Origin of the sequence: Streptomyces sp. HM190, from assembly GCF_009857135.1 — a bacterium.
Taxonomy (GTDB): Bacteria; Actinomycetota; Actinomycetes; order Streptomycetales; family Streptomycetaceae; genus Streptomyces; species Streptomyces heilongjiangensis.
Genome location: NZ_CP047318.1, coordinates 2,369,932 through 2,386,904, shown reverse-complemented (window position 1 = coordinate 2,386,904; position 16,973 = coordinate 2,369,932). Strand labels below are relative to the sequence as shown.

General features: G+C 72.4%; 18 protein-coding genes and 1 pseudogene. 8 read left to right on the top strand and 11 right to left on the bottom strand.

The annotated features are described in order from the left end of the window. The first annotated feature begins 45 nt into the window (after positions 1 to 45). Positions 46 to 1,098, top strand: coding sequence for a small ribosomal subunit Rsm22 family protein (locus GSY65_RS10005; RefSeq protein ID WP_159766994.1), 1,053 nt, complete (start codon positions 46 to 48; stop codon positions 1,096 to 1,098). A gap of 240 nt (positions 1,099 to 1,338) precedes the next feature. On the opposite strand, the gene GSY65_RS10000 is transcribed toward GSY65_RS10005, so the two are convergent. Continuing rightward, entirely contained in the window at positions 1,339 to 1,557 is a 219-nt protein-coding gene (locus GSY65_RS10000; protein WP_201452500.1) for a DUF6243 family protein, read from the bottom strand. 114 nt (positions 1,558 to 1,671) lie between these two features. Between GSY65_RS10000 and GSY65_RS09995 the strand changes: the two genes are divergently transcribed. After that, positions 1,672 to 2,307 carry a TetR/AcrR family transcriptional regulator gene (locus GSY65_RS09995; protein WP_159766993.1) on the top strand — a complete coding sequence of 212 codons (636 nt, stop codon included), beginning with the start codon at positions 1,672 to 1,674 and terminating at the stop codon, positions 2,305 to 2,307. Positions 2,308 to 2,518: 211 nt separating this feature from the next. After that, positions 2,519 to 3,265, top strand: a complete 747-nt coding sequence (locus tag GSY65_RS09990; protein ID WP_159766992.1) for a bifunctional DNA primase/polymerase — start codon at positions 2,519 to 2,521, stop codon at positions 3,263 to 3,265. Positions 3,266 to 3,280: 15 nt separating this feature from the next. On the opposite strand, the gene GSY65_RS09985 is transcribed toward GSY65_RS09990, so the two are convergent. Genes GSY65_RS09985 through efeO form a run of 4 tightly spaced genes read right to left on the bottom strand, consistent with a single transcriptional unit; the run spans position 3,281 to position 7,694 of the window. Beyond that, positions 3,281 to 4,339 carry a hypothetical protein gene (locus tag GSY65_RS09985; protein WP_159766991.1) on the bottom strand — a complete coding sequence of 353 codons (1,059 nt, stop codon included), beginning with the start codon at positions 4,337 to 4,339 and terminating at the stop codon, positions 3,281 to 3,283. Then, entirely contained in the window at positions 4,296 to 5,171 is an 876-nt protein-coding gene (gene efeU / locus GSY65_RS09980) for an iron uptake transporter permease EfeU (RefSeq protein ID WP_159766990.1), read from the bottom strand. Before efeU ends, GSY65_RS09985 begins: the two co-directional genes overlap by 44 nt. Positions 5,172 to 5,175: 4 nt before the next feature. Then, positions 5,176 to 6,519, bottom strand: coding sequence for an iron uptake transporter deferrochelatase/peroxidase subunit (efeB, locus tag GSY65_RS09975; RefSeq protein ID WP_159766989.1), 1,344 nt, complete (start codon positions 6,517 to 6,519; stop codon positions 5,176 to 5,178). A gap of 23 nt (positions 6,520 to 6,542) precedes the next feature. Next, a complete protein-coding gene (efeO, locus tag GSY65_RS09970; RefSeq protein ID WP_159766988.1) occupies positions 6,543 to 7,694 on the bottom strand; it encodes an iron uptake system protein EfeO in 1,152 nt (383 codons plus the stop codon). Positions 7,695 to 8,167: 473 nt separating this feature from the next. Here efeO and GSY65_RS09965 point away from each other — a divergent pair, with 473 nt between their 5' ends. Further along, entirely contained in the window at positions 8,168 to 8,812 is a 645-nt protein-coding gene (locus GSY65_RS09965) for a PhzF family phenazine biosynthesis protein (RefSeq protein ID WP_159766987.1), read from the top strand. 120 nt (positions 8,813 to 8,932) lie between these two features. On the opposite strand, the gene GSY65_RS09960 is transcribed toward GSY65_RS09965, so the two are convergent. Then, positions 8,933 to 9,601 (bottom strand): biliverdin-producing heme oxygenase, encoded by a 669-nt coding sequence (locus GSY65_RS09960; RefSeq protein ID WP_159766986.1) that lies wholly within the window; start codon positions 9,599 to 9,601, stop codon positions 8,933 to 8,935. 317 nt (positions 9,602 to 9,918) lie between these two features. Beyond that, on the bottom strand, positions 9,919 to 10,776 hold the full coding sequence (gene map, locus GSY65_RS09955; RefSeq protein WP_159766985.1) for a type I methionyl aminopeptidase: 858 nt from the start codon (positions 10,774 to 10,776) through the stop codon (positions 9,919 to 9,921). Positions 10,777 to 10,843: 67 nt separating this feature from the next. On the opposite strand from map, the gene GSY65_RS09950 reads away from it, so the two are divergent. Continuing rightward, a complete protein-coding gene (locus GSY65_RS09950; protein ID WP_159766984.1) occupies positions 10,844 to 11,071 on the top strand; it encodes a hypothetical protein in 228 nt (75 codons plus the stop codon). A gap of 19 nt (positions 11,072 to 11,090) precedes the next feature. Here the strand turns inward: GSY65_RS09950 and GSY65_RS09945 are convergent, their stop codons facing one another. The 3 genes from GSY65_RS09945 to GSY65_RS09935 all read right to left on the bottom strand — a co-directional run bounded on the left by GSY65_RS09945 (position 11,091) and on the right by GSY65_RS09935 (position 14,437). Continuing rightward, complete coding sequence (locus GSY65_RS09945; protein ID WP_159766983.1) at positions 11,091 to 11,954, bottom strand: MHYT domain-containing protein; 864 nt, start codon at positions 11,952 to 11,954, stop codon at positions 11,091 to 11,093. A gap of 362 nt (positions 11,955 to 12,316) precedes the next feature. Then, a complete protein-coding gene (locus tag GSY65_RS09940) occupies positions 12,317 to 13,603 on the bottom strand; it encodes an MFS transporter (RefSeq protein WP_159766982.1) in 1,287 nt (428 codons plus the stop codon). A 231-nt stretch (positions 13,604 to 13,834) separates the two neighbouring features. After that, positions 13,835 to 14,437, bottom strand: a complete 603-nt coding sequence (locus GSY65_RS09935) for a hypothetical protein (RefSeq protein ID WP_159766981.1) — start codon at positions 14,435 to 14,437, stop codon at positions 13,835 to 13,837. A gap of 119 nt (positions 14,438 to 14,556) precedes the next feature. Between GSY65_RS09935 and GSY65_RS09930 the strand changes: the two are divergent. From GSY65_RS09930 to GSY65_RS09920, 3 genes and pseudogenes are all read left to right on the top strand, one after another. Then, positions 14,557 to 14,922 (top strand): annotated as a pseudogene (locus tag GSY65_RS09930) (sialidase family protein); the annotation flags it as partial. A 94-nt stretch (positions 14,923 to 15,016) separates the two neighbouring features. Then, entirely contained in the window at positions 15,017 to 15,763 is a 747-nt protein-coding gene (gene npdG / locus GSY65_RS09925; RefSeq protein WP_159766980.1) for an NADPH-dependent F420 reductase, read from the top strand. 13 nt (positions 15,764 to 15,776) lie between these two features. Further along, the gene (locus tag GSY65_RS09920) at positions 15,777 to 16,058 is read left to right on the top strand and encodes a hypothetical protein (protein ID WP_380965957.1); all 282 of its coding nucleotides are present in this window, start codon (positions 15,777 to 15,779) and stop codon (positions 16,056 to 16,058) included. Between the two features lie 73 nt (positions 16,059 to 16,131). Here the strand turns inward: GSY65_RS09920 and GSY65_RS09915 are convergent, their stop codons facing one another. Further along, positions 16,132 to 16,932: a site-2 protease family protein gene (locus GSY65_RS09915; protein ID WP_159766978.1), complete on the bottom strand. Its 801-nt coding sequence runs from the start codon at positions 16,930 to 16,932 to the stop codon at positions 16,132 to 16,134. Positions 16,933 to 16,973 lie beyond the last annotated feature (41 nt).

Here is a 16,973-nt window from a genome sequence, read left to right as displayed (position 1 = left end):
TCCGCGGCGGGCAGGCGGGTGGTCCGGTTCTCTTAGAATCCCTTCGTGAACGCCCCCCTCTCCCCGTCCGACACCCTCCGGACCGCCCTCGCCCACCTGCTCGACGGGCTTCCGCCGAAGGCGGCCGCGCAGGCGGTGGAGCGGCTGATCGTGAACTACCGGGGGCGGACCCCCACCGACGCGCCCGTGCTGCGGGACCGGGCGGACGCGGTGGCGTACGCGGCGTACCGGATGCCGGCCACGTTCGAGGCGGTGTGCGCGGCCCTGGAGGCGTTCGCGCGGGCCGTGCCCGACTGGGAACCCGGCAGCCACGTGGACGTCGGCGGAGGGACGGGCGCGGCGACCTGGGCCGTGAACGCGACCTGGACGGGCGGGCGCCCGGTGACGGTGCTCGACTGGGCGGAACCCGCGCTCGCGCTCGGCCGGGAGATCGCCGCCGCCCACCCGGACCTGAAGCCCACCGAGTGGCAGCGCTCTCGTATCGGATCGGCGCTCACCATCGAGAGCACCGATCTCGTCACCGTCTCCTACGTCCTCGGTGAGCTGACGGACGCCGACCGGGCCGCCGTGGTCGACGCCGCCGCGACCGCCGCGCAGGCCGTCGTGGTCATCGAGCCCGGCACCCCCGACGGCTACGCCCGCGTCATCGACGCCCGCGACCGCCTCGTCGCCGCCGGGTTCCACATCGCCGCGCCCTGCCCGCACAGCGCGGCCTGCCCGATCGTCCCCGGCGAGGACTGGTGCCACTTCGCCGCCCGGGTCAGCCGCTCCTCCCTGCACCGGCAGGTCAAGGGCGGCTCCCTGGCGTACGAGGACGAGAAGTTCAGCTACGTCGCCGCGACCCGCTTCGCCCCGGCCCCGGCCGCCTCCCGCGTGGTGCGCAAGCCGCAGATCCGCAAGGGCCAGGTCCTCCTCGACCTCTGCGCCACCGGCACCCCGACCCCCACCGGCACCCCGGGCGAGCCCGGCACCGGCCCTGTTCCCACCCTCGGCCGGACCACCGTCACCAAACGCCACGGCCCGCTCTACAAGGCGGCCCGCGACGCCGACTGGGGCGACGCCTGGCCCCCGCCGACCGGGGACGACGACCGGGACTGAGCCCTCGGTCCCCAGGGGGCCTTGCCCGACGTCAGGGGTGGGCCCGGCGCGTACGGCTGTGCGCCGGGCGGTGTCCGCCACGGGAGTGAGCGGGGCGGGAGCACTGCGGCAGCGCGCTCACCCCGACCGCCCTCTCGCCCGGCCGCCGCCGACCGCACCCCCATGACCCGCGCGCGCCGCCCCGTCGCGCACTCGCACCCCGCCCGCCCGCGAACCACGGCGTGCCGGACCCGCACACGTTCACGACGCCTCGCCGTCCGCTTCCGTCGCCTCCGTCCTTCCGGCGCCCTCCTCCGCGCGTTTCTCCTGGAGCTTGCGCAGCAGCTCCCGCTTCTGGGCCTGCGGGTCGACGCCGCCGCCGACCCGGCCGCCCCGCCCCCCGCCCCGCAGGGCCTCGCGGCCCAGGTTCCGGCGGGCGCCGCCCACTCCCAGCATGTTTCCTGCTCCACCACGGCTCATGACGGTCTCCTTCTCCTCATCGGGCCAACGCGTGACGATACGTTTCGTCTCGTCGTTCGACCGTTCCACTCTCAGGCGAGACGCACCGTCTTGTCAACCTGATAAATTCGGAGCATGGCCAACAAGACCGCCCCTGACTCCACCCGCCGCAGCGAGAAGTCCCGCCGCGCCATCTACGACGCCGCCCTCGCCCTCGTCGGCGAGGTCGGCTACCAGAAGACGACCATCGAGGGCATCGCCGCCCGCGCGGGCGTCGGCAAGCAGACGATCTACCGCTGGTGGTCGTCGAAGGCGGACGTCCTGCTGGAGGCGTTCCTCGACCTGAGCGCCCAGGCGGCGGAGGCGGCGGCCGGGCCCGAGGTCCTCGGGGAGGAGGCCCGGTACGAGATCCCCGACACCGGCGATCTGGAGGCCGACCTCAAGGCCGTGCTGCGCGCCACCGTCGACGAACTGCTCGACCCCAAGTTCGAGATCCCCTCGCGCGCCCTGGCCGCCGAGGGCGTCGTCAACCGGCAGCTCGGCACCGAGTTCGTCGCCAAGCTCCTCGAACCCCAGCTCCAGCTGTATGTGAAGCGCCTGCGCGCGGCACAGGAGCAGGGCGCCGTCTGCCCCGACATCGACCCGCGCATCGCCCTGGAGCTCTTCGTCTCTCCCCTGGCCCAGCGCTGGCTCCAGCACACCGGCCCCATCTCGTACGACTACACGGACGCCCTCGTCGAGTACGCCCTGTACGGCCTCGCCCCCCGCTGACGCCGTCACCCCCGCGCCGGTGTGACCAACCCGACCGAACCGGTCCCCGTGGCGGCCTCCAAATCCCGCTAAAGCGCGCGATAGCACACCATCCCTGTCCGTGCTCCGGCTTTCGCTCCGCCTACCCCGGACGGGCGCTCCGCTCCCCGGCGACGCAGGATGGTGGGACGATGAGGCATGCTGTCCGCACCACAGCGAGGCGAGGGGACAGATGAGCGCGACGTTCGGCGGCCGGACCGGTCGGCAGGGCAGGATCTCCGAGTGGCTGCGCGGCCGACGTGCAGGCCGCCCGCTCGACGAGACCCCCGACGCCGCCGGCCGTGAGGCGCTGCTGCTCGCAGCAGCCGCCGCCGGACTCCCGCTCGCCCCCGCCGCGCACCCCTCGGGCTACCGGTGCTCCTGCGACCGCGTCGGCTGTCCGACGCCCGCCCGCCACCCGGTGTCCTTCGCCTGGCAGACGCAGTCCACCACGGACCGCGCCCAGGTGGAGCGGTGGGCCCGGCACCAGCCGGAGGCCAACTTCATCACCGCGACCGGCATGGTCCACGACGTGCTCGACGTCCCCCTCGCCGCCGGCCGGCGGGCCCTGGAGCGGCTGCTCGCCTCCGGTGTGGAGGTGGGGCCCGTCGCGGAGTCGGAGTCCGAGGCGGAGGACGGACGGCTCCTCTTCTTCACCCACACCCGCGGTACCCCCGAGGACGAGGACGAGTGGTGGCCCTGCGAGCTGGACTGCCATCCGGAGACCATGGACGAGCATCCCGGTCTGCGCTGGCACTGCCGGGGCTCCTACGTCCTCGTGCCGCCCGCCCGGCTCCCCGGTGACGTCGCCGTCCACTGGGTCCGCGGCCCGGAGCACCCGCTGCCCGACCCGCTGAGCCTGCTGGAGATCCTCACCGACGAATGCGCCCGCCACGCGGCCGGGGAACCGGACCGCACGGCCTGGCCGCAGCACGGCTGACCCGTCCGGGCCGCGTCACTCGCCCTTCGCGGACGTGAGACCGCCCACCTGGCCGAGGAACCTCACCTGCTCGTCGGAGGCCGTCCGCGCCGGGTCCAGGACCGCCTGGTTGGAGACGAACTCCAGCGTCAGGGACTGCCGCGGCTCGCCCGTCATCAGCGCCCTGACGGCCGCGTCGTTGACGGGGATGTCCACTCCCTGCGCCGCCGTCTGCTTCTCGTAGTGGCGGGTCGTGAAGAAGACCAACGCACCGCCGTCCGTGGTGCGCAGCCCGACCGGCGCGTAGTCGCCGTTCGTGAGGGGCTCGTCGACGTACTGCCGCACGATGCCCGGCCGTTGCGCGTTCTTCTGGCGCTTCGCGCGCTCCTCCGAGGTGAACGGGCCGTCGGCGAAGAGGGCGCTGTCCTCCTTCAGATACGTCACGTACTTCTCGGGCAGCTCCGCCGGCGCCACCGACAGCTGGGGGTCGTCGGCGGCCACCACCTGCGCGTAGCCGTCCGCGTCCTTCTCGAACTGCGGGACGTCGCCGGCGGGCATGATCGTGAGGAAGGACACCTCCCACAGGTCGTCCAGACCGTCGCGGGTGAACACGAACAGCCAACGGTCGCCGTCCCGGCCCTTGTTGGCGGCCGCGTCGACCACGAACCAGCGGGGCCAGGCCGCCTTCTCGGGGATCGTGTACGTCACGTCGCTCAGCTTCAGCGGCACATGGTCGGGGTTGCCGCCCGGGTTGATCTTCGCGCCCGAGCGGAGCTTGCCGCCGTCGATGTCGGCGAGGGCACCGGTCACCCGCGCGGCGTCCCGGGACTGGTCGTACTCCTTGTCCGCCTCGTTGTACGCGGTGGTGAAGTCCTCCAGCGCGCGGGCCGCCTCGCCCCGGGTCGCCGTCGGGACGATCTCCAGGTCGCCGCGGACCACCACACAGCCGCTCGTCGTCAGCGACAGCACGGCCACCGCCGTGGTCAGCAGCGCCCCGCGGCCGTACGACCGGAGCCCGCGCCGCCCCCCACGCGCACGAACCGGACGAACCTCACGAAGCCTTCGTGTGTTCGGAACCCCGCGAACCCTGCTCATCAGGAACCTTCACCTTCCCCTTCCCGGAGGCGAACCCTACCGGGGCGAGGAACAGCGCGAGCGTCGGGACCAGATACAGGAGCCAGACCGTGACTTGGAGGACCGTCGGGTCGGGCTGGAAGTTGAACACGCCCTTGAGCAGGGTGCCGTACCAGCTGTCCGGCGGGATCGTCCCGGTGATGTCGAACGCCTTGTCCGTCAGGCCCGGCAGGAAGTCCGCCTCCTGGAGGTCGTGGAAGCCGTACGCGAGGACGCCGGCCGCGACCACGACCAGCATGCCGCCGGTCCACGTGAAGAACGTCGACAGGTTGATGCGCAGGGCACCCCGGTAGAACAGCCAGCCGAGGACGACCGCGGTGGCGAGGCCCAGCAGCACACCGATCAGCGGGCCCTCCGTGCCGTCGCTGGACGCCCGCACGGACGTCCACACGAACAGCGAGGTCTCCAGGCCCTCCCGGCCGACCGCCAGGAACGCGGTCGCCACCAGTGCGCCCGTGCCCAGCCGGAGGGCCGCGTCGAGCTTGCCGTGCAGCTCCGACCGCAGGTGCCGGGCCGTGCGCCGCATCCAGAAGACCATCCACGTCACCAGGCCCACCGCGATGATGGACAGCGAGCCCCCGAGCGCCTCCTGCGCCTCGAACGTCATCTCCTGCGAGCCGAACTCCAGGACGCAGCCGAAGCCCAGGGCGAGCGCCACCGCGGCACCGACCCCGATCCAGATGGGCCGCAGGGCGTCCCGGCGTTCCGTCCTCACCAGGTAGGCGATGAGGATGCAGACGACGAGACTGGCCTCCAGGCCCTCGCGCAGTCCGATCAGGTAGTTCGCGAACACGACGTCAGCCCTCCGTCGTCGGGGAGAACAGCGAACGGCCCCACCAGTCGTCCGCGTCACGGACACCCGGCGGCACGGCGAAGATCGCCGAACCCACGTGCTGGATGTACTCGTTGAGCGCGTCCGTGGCCAGGTTGCGCTGGATCGGGATGAACCCCGTGCGCACGTCCCGCTGGTAGGAGATGAAGAACAGGCCCGCGTCCAGCCGGCCCAGACCGTCGGTGCCGTCGGTGAACGAGTAGCCGCGGCGCAGGATCGTCGCCCCGCCGTTGGAGTCGGGGTGCGCGAGCCGTACGTGCGCGTCGGGCTTCATCGCCTTCAGGAACGGCTCGTCCCGCTCCTTCGCCCTGCCGACGGGCGCGCCCTCGCCCTTGTCGCGGCCGAAGATGTCCTCCTGCTCCTGCAGCGAGGTCCGGTCCCAGGTCTCGATGTGCATCCGGATGCGCCGGGCCACCAGGTACGAGCCGCCGGCCATCCAGGCGGGCCCGTCCTTCTCGTCCACCCACACGTGCTTCGTCAGCCGGGCGGTCTCCGTGCCCGCGATGTTGCGAGTGCCGTCCTTGAACCCCATGAGGTTGCGCGGGGTCTGCGCCTCCGGTGTGGTCGAGGAGGTCTTGCCGAAGCCGAGCTGGGACCAGCGCACCGACACCTTGCCGAAGCCGATGCGGGCGAGGTTGCGGATGGCGTGCACCGCGACCTGCGGGTCGTCCGCGCACGCCTGCACGCACAGGTCGCCGCCGCTGCGGGCCCGGTCCAGGTTGTCGCCGGCGAACTGCGGCAGGTCCACCAGGGCCTCGGGCCGCTGCCCCGCCAGACCGAACCGCTCGAACAGGGAGGGCCCGAAGCCGATGGTGAGCGTCAGCCGGGACGGCTTCAGCCCCAGCGCCTCGCCGGTGTCGTCCGGCGGCGCCTCCGCGAGCCCGCCGTACGCGCCGTCCCCGACCGCCTTCCCGGCGGTCATCCGGCGCGCGGCCTCCGTCCAGTCCTTCAGCATCGCCACGAACGCCTCGCGGTCGTCCGTCTCCACGTCGAAGGCGGCGAAGTGCAGCCGGTCCTGCACGGGCGTCGCGATACCGGCCTGGTGCTCGCCGTGGAACGCGATGGGACCGCCGGCCTCGGCCGGCGTCCGCCCGGTGTCCTCGCCGGGCCGGGCCACGGCCACGGCGCCCCCGGCGACGGCGGCGCCAAGCGCCAGCCCGGCACCGCCCCAGCCGATCAGGGCACGCCGCGACGGCGCACGCGAGCCGTCGGCGGCCGTGGTGCCCGTCGCCGTGGCGGGCGTGGTCCCGGTGCTGCCGGTGGCGCTGCCGCCGACGCCGTCCGTGGTGTTCTCGGTGGTGTCCGTCATGACTGCCGACTCTCTTCCGTCGCCTACTTCACGACCGCCGCGGCGAGCTGCGAGAGCGGCTCCGCGAGCGCGTTCACCGCGTCCGACAGCTCGTTCTGCTCGGCCTCGCCGACCTTGTCGTAGGAGACGAAGTCGTAACCCGTCCTGTCCGCGCGGTACTTGTCGAGCAGCGTGTTGAGCGCCGTGAACTGCTTGTCGAGTTCCTTCGTCAGCTCCGGGTCGTTCTCGGCGGCGACGGGCTTCAGCAGTCCGTACGACTCCTCGGCGCCCTCGATGTTCGCCTTGAAGTCGACCAGGTCGGTGTGCGAGTAACGCTCCTCCTCGCCGGTGACCTTGCCGGTGGCGACCTCGTCGAGGAGTTCCTTCGCGCCGTTGGCCATGGAGGTCGGGGTGATCTCCGCCGTGCCGACCCGCTTCTGCCAGTCCACCAGGTCCGCCACCAGCCGGTCCGCCAGCTCGGAGTCACGGTCGGTGAGCTTGCCGTCCTTCCACAGCGAGCGCTCCAGACGGTGCCAGCCGGTCCAGTCCTTCTCCGGGTCCTGGCCCTCCTCCAGCCCGTCCTCGCGGACATCGACCTTCGGGTCGATGTCGCCGAAGGACTCGGCGACCGGCTCGGTGCGCTCCCAGCCGATGCGGGAGGGCGCGTACGCCTTCTTCGCCGCCTCGACGTCGCCGTCCTTGACGGCCTCGGCGAACACCTTCACCAGCGGGATCGTCTCGTCGGCCTGCGTCTGCACGTACTTGCGGTAGGAGGCCACGGCCTCGTCCAGCCGCGGGTCGCGCTTCGCGACCTTGCCGGACCCGGTCGCGGTGACGTCCTGCCGTATGCCGTCGCCCTTCATGCCGGGCTTGCACGCGATCCGGTAGTCGCCCGCCTTCACCTCGGCGGTGACCTTCTGCCTGGTGCCGGGGCCGATGTTCTCGCGCTCGGTGACGACGCGGTCGTCGGGGAAGAGGAGGTAGACCTCGGTGACCTTCGAGCCCTTGTTCTCGATGTCCAGCTCGACGTGCCCCGCCGGGAACTCCTTCTTCGACACCTCGCACTTCGTGTCCGTCGCGGTCACCTCGATGACCCCGTCCGCGCCCGCGCTGCTCTTCTCGGTGCAGCCCGTGACGGCGGTCAGGGCCGCGACAGCCGTGGCGGCGGTGACGAGGGACAGTCTGAGGGGGCGCATTTCGGCTCCAAGGAAGGACACAGGGGACACACAGATAAGGTGAGGCTGCCCCAAGTTATCTGAGGCTTACCTCACCAAATGCCACGCCTCCAGTGAAGCCCGCCCCCCGGTGCCCGTACGAGCACAGCCCGATCACGGTGGCCAAAAACAGACCTCATGGGACGGTCAAGAATGGGTCAACTTTCTCATTAAACGGTCAAGAGTCCCGTTTCGGTGTGATCAAGGCATCATTGGCCGGGGGCTGGGGGAATCCCCGGCCGGCGGCCGACCCGCCTCCGGCGCCCGCCCCTCCTGGGGGCCGGCAGCCGGGCGGCGCGGCCATCGGGGGTGGCGCATGTGCCGCAGGGCGCAGGCCTGACCGACCCGCCCCCAACCGGCCCGACCGGTAGGGGAACTTGGTCCGGAGCTTGGTCCGCCCGCCGCGCGGCGCCCGGAAGCGACCCGGCGGTCCCGGTGGTGCTTCAATTCCGCATGTGACTGACTTCGATGTGCTGCGGGTGTTCTGCGGGCCCGGCGGCGGATACGGCAACGAACTGGGCGTCGTCCGCGAGGGCTCCGTGATGCCCGACCGCGCCGACCGTCAGGCGTTCGCCGCCAAACTCGGCTTCAGCGAGACCGTGTTCGTGGACGACCCCGAGCGCGGGATCATCGACATCTACACCCCCACGCTGCGCCTGCCGTTCGCAGGCCACCCCTGCGTCGGCACGGCCTGGCTCCTCGACGTACCCGAACTGGTCACCCCGGCCGGTGTCGTCGGCGCCCGGCTGGACGGCGAGTTCAGCTGGATCGAGGCCCTGCCGGAGTGGGCCCCGCCCCGCACCTTCCGCCAGTACGGCACCGCCGCCGAGGTCGACGACCTCACGGTCCCGCCGCCCGGCGAGTGGATCTACGCCTGGGCCTGGGAGGACGAGGCCGCCGGCCGGGTCCGCGCCCGCGCCTTCCCCGGCCGCGGCGACGGCGTCGACGAGGATGAGGCCACCGGTGCGGCGGCCCTCCAGCTCACCGCCCGGCTCGGCCGTGCCCTGAACATCACCCAGGGCACGGGCTCCCAGCTCCTGACGGCCCCGCAGCCGCACGGCTGGGTGGAGGTCGGCGGAAGGGTGTTCCTGGAGCGGTGAGCGGTGAGCGGTGAGCGGTGGGCAGGGGGCGGTGAGCGGCGGCGGTGAGGCCGGTCCGTCACGACCGCTCCGCCTCACGCTCAGGCGGTCAGGCCGTCAGGCGCTCGGGCGGTGAGGCGCTCAGGCGCTCAGGGAGAACTCCTCGCCCAGCGCCAGGAACACCGCCGTGTTCAGGGCGAACGCCCGCTTGCACTCGCTCACGATCCGCTGCTTCTCCAGATCGTCCGCCCGCACCCGGTCCAGCAGCTCGCGGTACCCCCGCTTGAACGCGGCCGGGTTCGCGATGTCCTCGAACACGTAGAAACGGACGCCGTCGCCCTTCCGCTCGAAGCCCCACGTCTTCTCGGCCCGGTCCCGGATGATCTGCCCGCCGGAGAGGTCGCCGAGATAGCGGGTGTAGTGGTGGGCCACATAGCCGCCGGGCCAGCTCCGCGCGCACTCGGCGACCCGCTCCGCGTACGCCTCCGTCGCCGGCAGCGCCGAGAGCGTCGAGCGCCAGCGCGGGCCGCGCAGATGCCCCAGGTCCCGTTCCAGCGCGGCCAGCCGCATCAGCTCCGGCTGGATGAACGGCCCGGCGACCGGGTCGTCGGCCAGGGCCCGCGCGCCGCTCTCCAGCGCCTCGTACACGAACCACAGCTGCTCGGTGTAGCGCGCGTACGCCTCGACGCCGAGCCTGCCGCCGAGCATGTCGCCCATGAACGTCGTGGTCTCCGCCTCGGTGTGCTGCTCGTGCGACGCGGTGCGGATGAGCGTGGAGAACGCCGTGTCCGAGACGACCGACGCGTGCATGTGGGCCTCCGATGCCTGGGGGGAGACGAGAAGCTGGCGCTCAGTTTCGGTGGTTAGGCTTACCTAAGTCAACAGGTTCCCGACTCCCTGTCGGTAAAAACGTTACCCCGGATCGTCACGACTCCCACATGGAAATGAGCGAGACGCCGGACACCTGTGAGCGAGTGGGACGCCGGACACCCGGAAGCGAGACGCCGGACACCCGAAGAAGCCCGCCTCGGCCGGGGTGCGGCGGGGCGGGCTCGGGCGGCGGGGCGCCGGGTGGGCGGGGTGGGCGGGGTGGCCGGGTCCGTGGGGCGGGCCGGCGGCCACCGGGGTCACGGGAGGGTGAGGATGTCCGCCCCCGTCTCCGTGACGACCAGGGTGTGCTCGAACTGGGCCGTGCGCTTGCGGTCCTTGGTCACGACCGTCCAGCCGTCGTCCCACATGTCGTAGTCGTGCGAGCCGAGGGTGAGCATCGGCTCGATGGTGAAGGTCATGCCGGGCTGCATCACGGTCGTCGCGTGCGGGGAGTCGTAGTGCGGGATGATCAGCCCGGAGTGGAACGACGAGTTGATCCCGTGCCCCGTGAAGTCGCGCACCACCCCGTAGCCGAACCGCTTGGCGTACGACTCGATGACCCGCCCGATGATGTTGATCTGCCGTCCCGGCTTGACGGCCTTGATGGCGCGGGTGAGGGACTCGCGGGTCCGCTCGACGAGCAGCCTCGACTCCTCGTCGACGTCACCCACGAAGTACGTGGCGTTGTTGTCCCCGTGGACGCCGCCGATGTACGCCGTCACGTCGAGGTTGACGATGTCGCCGTCGCGCAGCACCGTCGAGTCCGGGATGCCGTGGCAGATGACCTCGTTGACGGAGGTGCACAGCGACTTGGGGAAGCCGCGGTAGCCGAGGGTGGAGGGGTAGGCCCCGTGGTCGCACATGTACTCGTGGGCCACGCGGTCCAGCTCGTCGGTGGTGACGCCGGGGGCGATGTGCCGGGCGGCCTCGGCCATGGCACGGGCCGCGATCCGCCCGGCGATCCGCATCGCCTCGATCGTCTCGGGCGTCTGCACCTCGGGTCCGGTGTACGGGGTGGGGGACGGCCTGCCCACGTACTCGGGGCGGCGGATGTGCCCCGGGACGGAGCGGGCGGGGGAGAGCTTCCCCGGTGCGAGCAGCGACTGGCCAGACATGCCAGCGAGTTTAACCAGCGGTGGTGGGGGACCATGTCGGTGACGACTGGTGAAGGGAACTGAGGTCATGCCCCTGTTCAAGCGCCGCACGGCCGGCAAACCCGGTGAGTGGTTCTACTGCCTGGAACACAAGAAAGTGGAAGAGGGCCCGGACTGCCCCGGCAAGGACCGCATGGGCCCCTACGCCAGCCGCGAGGAGGCGACACGGGCCATGGAGACGGCCCGTGAACGCAACGCCGAGTGGGAGAACGACCCGCGCTGGCACGACTCCCCGTCCGGGAGGCCCGACGCCTGACCCCGCCGGGCTGGTCGCGTCACCAGTCCGAGGGAGTGGAGTGGCGGTCGTCGTAGGGGCGGTCGTAGGGGGCCGCCGCCGCGTGCCGGGCCGGGGTGGCCGTGCGGCCCCCGTGCGGCGCGGGCGCGGGTGCGGTCCCGTCCCACTCGTTGTCCCCCAGCACCATGTCGGGGTCGAACATGACGATGACGGCCGCGACCAGGAGGACGACGAGCGGACCGGCGAGCATCGCCAGGAGGAACGACAGCAGGCCGGCGGAGGACTGCGAGACGTCGGACCTGCCGGTGAGGTGCACCGAGACGGAGGCCATGCCCGTGTAGTGCATACCGGTCACGGCCACGCCCATGATCATGCTCGCGCCGAGGCTGGCCCACAGATTGTGGATGGAGACGGCCGCCCACAGGGCCGCGGTCGCGGCGGCGACGGCGACGCCGACGGACAGGCCCACCGTCAGGGTGTCGTAGTGGAGGGTGCCGTTGGTGTGTACCGCGGCCATGCCGAGATAGTGCATGGACGCGACACCGAGCCCGGTGACCGTGCCCGCCGCGGCCAGGGTCGCCGGCGAGCCGCCCCGGTAGCCGACGAGGAACACGCCGATCGCCACGACGCCGATGGCGACGAGCAGGCTGAGCAGGGTCTTGGTGGTGTCGTAGCTGACCAGCGCGCCCTCGACGCTGAAGCCGATCATGGCGATGAAGTGCATGGTCCAGATGCCGCAGCCGATCGACACGGCCCCCAGGGTCAGCCACCCCGCTCTGCGGTGCGGGCGTCTCAGTGACCGGGTCGTGCACCGCAGTCCGAGCGCCGCCCCGAGGCAGGCCATCAGATACGCCGCGACCGGGGTCGCGGCGCCGTAGTAAAAGTTGGAGACGGTGGCGTTCATGCGACTTCCCTTCGCGTGTGAGGACCGGCGGTGCCGCGACGGCGCCGTCCGCCGCACGGTGGGAGCCCGTGCGGTGCGGCTGTGAGCCCGTGTGGCTGTGAGCCTGTGCGGCTGTGGAGCGCAGAACGGGTGCGCTCCCGGTCCCTCCCCCCGGCGCCTACGGGATCCGGACCGGCTCGCTGGAGACGCCCGGAACCCGTGGCCCCCCGTCGGGGGACGGGACGGACAAGGCAGGCTCCGGGCGGCCGATTCAGGCCACGTGGCTGATTGGTGCATGATTCAATCACACAAACGGCATACTTCTCCCCTATCTGAAGAAGTGTTAGCTGAATGCTTTCTCCGGCACTCTTCGCCGCAATGCGTCAGGTGCGGGGTGGGCCGGCCAGAGCCCGGTCCTCGCGCAGACGTACCGCGTGCTCGTTCGTCCGAACGTCGTACGTCATCAGCTTCGGCAGGCACACCGCCAGCACCCCCACCGCCGCCACGCACAGCACCCCACCGGCCCACACGGACGCCCGCACCGAGGTCCACGCGGCCATCGCCCCCGCCCGCACCTGCCCCAACTGGGGCCCCACGGAGTACGACAGCAGCTCGATCCCGGCGAGTCGCCCGCGCAGTTCGTCGGGGATGGTCTGGTTCCACATGGCCGCCCGGAAGATCCCGCTGATCATGTCGAAGCCCCCGCCCAGCACCAGGAACGCCAGCACCAGCCACACGTCACGCGTCAACCCCGCCGCCACCACGGACACCCCCCACAGCGCCGCCGCCAGCACCACCATCCGCCCGTGCCGGTGCACCCGCGAGGTCCACCCGCTCGTCAACGTCACCAGCAACGCCCCGGCGGGCAGCGCCGCGTACATCAGCCCCAGCGACCACTCCGCGTCCAACTCGTCCGCCAGGAAGGGCAGTACGGCCAACGGCATGGCCAGGAACATGGCGGCGAGGTCGACGGCGTACGTCCCGAGCAGCTCCTTGCGGTTCCACGCGTACCGCGCGCCCTCCGCGATGGACCGCCACGACGGCTTCGCCGCCTCGTGCGACGCGGGGGACGGCGCCAGCCCCGCGGCCAGCGCGACGGACACGACGAACGTCGCGAGGCCCGCCGCGTACGCCCAGCCCAGCCCGGCGTACGCCACGACCACGCCGGCCAGGGCGGGCGCGGCGACCCCGCCGACGGTCCACCGCAGCGAGTTGAGGGACGCGGCGGCCGGCAGGTGCTCGTGCGGGACGATCCGGGGGACGAGGGAGTCCAGGGCCGGCCGTTGCACCGCGACGAGCGCGGAGGAGAGGGCGGCGACGAGGTACAGCGGCCACACGAGCGGCTCGGGCAGCAGGGCGTTCACGAGGAGCGCCGCGCACAGCAGCCCCTGCCCGGCCTCGGTCCACAGGATCAGGGCCCGCTTGTCGAGGCCGTCCGCGAGGGCCCCGCCGTAGAGCCCGAACACGATGAGCGGGACGAGTTCGACGGCGCCGATGGCCCCGACCGCCGCGACGGACCCGGTCAGCTCCTTCATCTGCACGGGAAGCGCGACGAAGGTCAGGAAGCTCCCGAAGTTGGTGATCAGGCCGGCCACCCAGAGCCGCCGGAAGTCCACGGAGACCCGCCAGGGCGCGAGATCCGGCAACAACGAGACGAGCCGCGAGGCCACCTTGGAGGGAGAGGGCGGCGGTGCCGCAGCGGCGGGGGAGGCATCCGGAGGGGATGAGGGGGCGGGGGCCGGGGGAGAGGCGTACTCATCGCCGTCGGGTCTGCTCACGCCGCCCCATGCTCAGCCGCGCCACCGCCCGGGGCAACCGGTTTTTCCGGCGGTGCACGAGAACGAGCCTGGTGAGTCGGGCGGGTGGGCCGGGTCGGTGGACCGGGTCGGTGGGACGGCCCGTCACCACCGGGTCGGCGGCGGTGACGTCAGGGCGTCCGCCAGCCGGGACAGGCGGTCACGCAAGCCGCCCCGTCCTCGGCGCCGGGGCACCACGTTCTCCCCGGCCGCCGCGCTGACCAGGTGCTGCACGGTGTCGAGGTCGACCTCCCGCTCGTCCGGCGCCACCAGCGCCTCGTGGGCCATCGCCGACAGCTCCCGGTGCCCGGTGTCCAGCGCGAGGACCGTCGCCCCGGCCCGCCGCGCGTCGTCGACCCGCTCCAGCAGACCGGCCCCCGGCGCGGAGGGCGCCACCACGAGCAGGGTCTCGCCCCGGCGGACCTGCGACAGCCGGCCCAGCCCCACCGCGAGGTGCGCCGGGCCGAAGGGGCGCGCGGCATGCCGTACGAGGGTGGGGGACAGCTCCGGGGTGCCGGACCAGGCCGCCTCGTCGACCAGGTGCGCCGCGAGGTGCCACGGCTCGTACTCCGCGGTGCCGACGAGTAGCAGTCCACCCCCGTACGACTCCACGGACCGCCGCAGTGTCCCCGCGAACCGGCGTGTCGCCCCCAGCCACTCGGTCCCGGCGAGCACCTCGCGCAGCAACGCGACCCGTATGGCGTCCATGCGCCAGCATCCTGCCGCAACCGGCCACTCGTGACCCGGCGTTCACCCCGAATTCGCCCGAGCCGGGCACGCACCGCGAGTCAGCCCCACGCCCACCACGCCTCGTGCCCCATGCCCGGGCCCCCGGCACCCGTGCCGACGCCTGATCCGCCGACGGCGGCGAGAGCCTGATCAAGCCGTTCCGGCCGCAGGCGGGCCTCGTCGGCCCGGTCGTGGAGGGCAGTCTCCTCCAGCTGCGCGACCCCGACCTGCTCCTTTGCTCCGGCCCGGCCGACCCCGGGTTCCGCGCCCTGATGACCATGCGGGCCGGCACCGACCACGGCACGACCTGGCGGGACGCCCACACCGTCGACGGGCTGCCCACCGCGTACTCCGACCTCGTCCGCGTCGACGAGCACACGGTCGGGCTCCTGTACGGGACCGGCGACTTCAGCGCGTACGAGACGGTCACCTTCCGCCGTATCCCCGTCACCGCCCTCCGATGACCGCCCTCAGCCGACCGTCTCCCCCGACCGCCCCCCTCCCGACCTGCGCCCACCTGATCCGACCCCGTCGTGACCGCGCACGTAAAGTCAGCCCATGACCTCTACCGACAGTGCACAGACGGCCCCCGGCACGCCCGAGACCCCCGGCGCGGCGCCCGCCAAGGCCCCGGCCAAGGACCCCTGGGACCTCCCCGACGTCTCCGGGCTCGTCGTCGGAGTGCTCGGGGGCACCGGGCCCCAGGGCAAGGGCCTCGCGTACCGCTTCGCCAAGGCCGGCCAGAAGGTGATCATCGGCTCGCGGGCCGCCGACCGCGCGCGGGCCGCCGCCGAGGAACTCGGCCACGGCGTGGAGGGCGCGGACAACGCCGAGACCGCGCGCCGCAGCGACGTCGTGATCGTCGCGGTGCCGTGGGACGGGCACGCCGAGACCCTGGAGTCCCTGCGCGAGGAGCTGGCGGGCAAGCTCGTCGTCGACTGCGTCAACCCGCTCGGCTTCGACAAGAAGGGCGCCTATGCGCTGAAGCCGGAGGAGGGCAGCGCCGCCGAGCAGGCCGCCGCCCTGCTGCCCGACTCGCGGGTCACCGCCGCCTTCCACCACCTGTCCGCCGTTCTCCTGGAGGACCCGGAGATCGAGGAGATCGACACCGACGTGATGGTGCTCGGCGAGGTCCGGGCCGACGTCGAGATCGTGCAGGCGCTGGCGGGCCGCATCCCCGGCATGCGGGGCGTCTTCGCGGGCCGCCTGCGGGGCGCCCACCAGGTCGAGGCGCTGGTCGCCAACCTGATCTCCGTGAACCGCCGCTACAAGGCGCACGCCGGGATCCGCCTGACCGACGTGTGAGCCGCCGCCGGGCATGGGGGACACTGGAGGCGGTGCGACCCCGTCGTACCGCCTCGTCCGACCGCCCTGTCAGGAGCCGACCCCCATGCCCGCCCTGCCCCCGCCCAGCCCGGCCCGGCGACTCGCCGTCTACGCCCTCGCCGTCTGTCTGCTCGCGACCACCGCGGCCGTGGTGTCCTTCGTCCGGGGCAGCTGGCTGGGTGTGGTGTGGGTGCTGATGGCCGGACTGTCGTCCAACATGGCCTGGTACTACGTGCGCCGGGCGAAGGCCGAGCGGCAGTCCGCCGCGCACTGAGGCCCTTCCCGCCCGGCACGGCTCCGCCCTCCCGTCACGGTCCTGGCCCGCCCTGCACGGCTCCGCCCTCCCGTCACGGACCGGTCAGGCACACGTCGCTGTCCGCGCGCCAGAAGCGGTACAGCCAGTAGCCGCAGTCGGAGAGCCGGCCCTCGATGCCGAGGCCCCGCATGAACGCGTCGATCACGTCCCAGAACACGCCGTTGACCGCCGGGATCCACAGCACCGCGAAGACGAGGAGCAGCCCGAACGGCGCGAGCGGCTCCACCTGGCGGCGGATCTTGTACGACAGCCAGGGCTCGATCACGCCGTAGCCGTCGAGGCCCGGCACCGGCAGGAAGTTCAGGATCGCCGCCGTGACCTGCAGCAACGCCAGGAACGCGAGGGCGAACAGGAACGCCGCCGGTACCCCGTCCGTCACCCCCAGCCAGAACGGCGCCGTGCAGACCGCGGCGAACAGCACGTTCGTCAGCGGGCCCGACGCCGAGATCAGGCTGTGCTTCCAGCGGCCCCGGATGCGGTTCCGCTCGATGAAGACGGCGCCGCCCGGCAGACCGATACCGCCCATGATCACGAACACGACCGGCAGCACGATGCTGAGCAGGGCGTGCGTGTACTTCAGCGGGTTGAGGGTCAGGTAGCCCTTCGCGCCGATGGAGATGTCGCCGCTGTGCAGGGCGGTCCGGGCGTGGGCGTACTCGTGCAGGCACAGCGAGACGATCCACGCCGACGTCACGAACAGGAAGACGGCGAGCCCCGGCTGCTCGGCGAACCCGGTCCAGGTGGCCCAGCCCGTGACCGCCATGACGGCCACGATCCCCACGAAGACGGGGCTGATCCTCCGGTCGCTCCGGCGGGACGCGGCGGTGGTCATGGGGCTCCTCGGGCTCGCGTGGACGTGTCGATCACTCGTAC

Coding starts and splice junctions, on each gene's coding strand:
- GSY65_RS10000 (WP_201452500.1), bottom strand. CDS start 1,557: ATGAGCCGTGGTGGAGCAGGAAACATGCTGGGAGTGGGCGGCGCCCGC.
- GSY65_RS09995 (WP_159766993.1), top strand. CDS start 1,672: ATGGCCAACAAGACCGCCCCTGACTCCACCCGCCGCAGCGAGAAGTCC.
- GSY65_RS09990 (WP_159766992.1), top strand. CDS start 2,519: ATGAGCGCGACGTTCGGCGGCCGGACCGGTCGGCAGGGCAGGATCTCC.
- GSY65_RS09985 (WP_159766991.1), bottom strand. CDS start 4,339: ATGAGCAGGGTTCGCGGGGTTCCGAACACACGAAGGCTTCGTGAGGTT.
- efeB (WP_159766989.1), bottom strand. CDS start 6,519: ATGACGGACACCACCGAGAACACCACGGACGGCGTCGGCGGCAGCGCC.
- efeO (WP_159766988.1), bottom strand. CDS start 7,694: ATGCGCCCCCTCAGACTGTCCCTCGTCACCGCCGCCACGGCTGTCGCG.
- GSY65_RS09960 (WP_159766986.1), bottom strand. CDS start 9,601: ATGCACGCGTCGGTCGTCTCGGACACGGCGTTCTCCACGCTCATCCGC.
- map (WP_159766985.1), bottom strand. CDS start 10,776: ATGTCTGGCCAGTCGCTGCTCGCACCGGGGAAGCTCTCCCCCGCCCGC.
- GSY65_RS09950 (WP_159766984.1), top strand. CDS start 10,844: ATGCCCCTGTTCAAGCGCCGCACGGCCGGCAAACCCGGTGAGTGGTTC.
- GSY65_RS09945 (WP_159766983.1), bottom strand. CDS start 11,954: ATGAACGCCACCGTCTCCAACTTTTACTACGGCGCCGCGACCCCGGTC.
- GSY65_RS09935 (WP_159766981.1), bottom strand. CDS start 14,437: ATGGACGCCATACGGGTCGCGTTGCTGCGCGAGGTGCTCGCCGGGACC.
- npdG (WP_159766980.1), top strand. CDS start 15,017: ATGACCTCTACCGACAGTGCACAGACGGCCCCCGGCACGCCCGAGACC.
- GSY65_RS09920 (WP_380965957.1), top strand. CDS start 15,777: ATGGGGGACACTGGAGGCGGTGCGACCCCGTCGTACCGCCTCGTCCGA.
- GSY65_RS09915 (WP_159766978.1), bottom strand. CDS start 16,932: ATGACCACCGCCGCGTCCCGCCGGAGCGACCGGAGGATCAGCCCCGTC.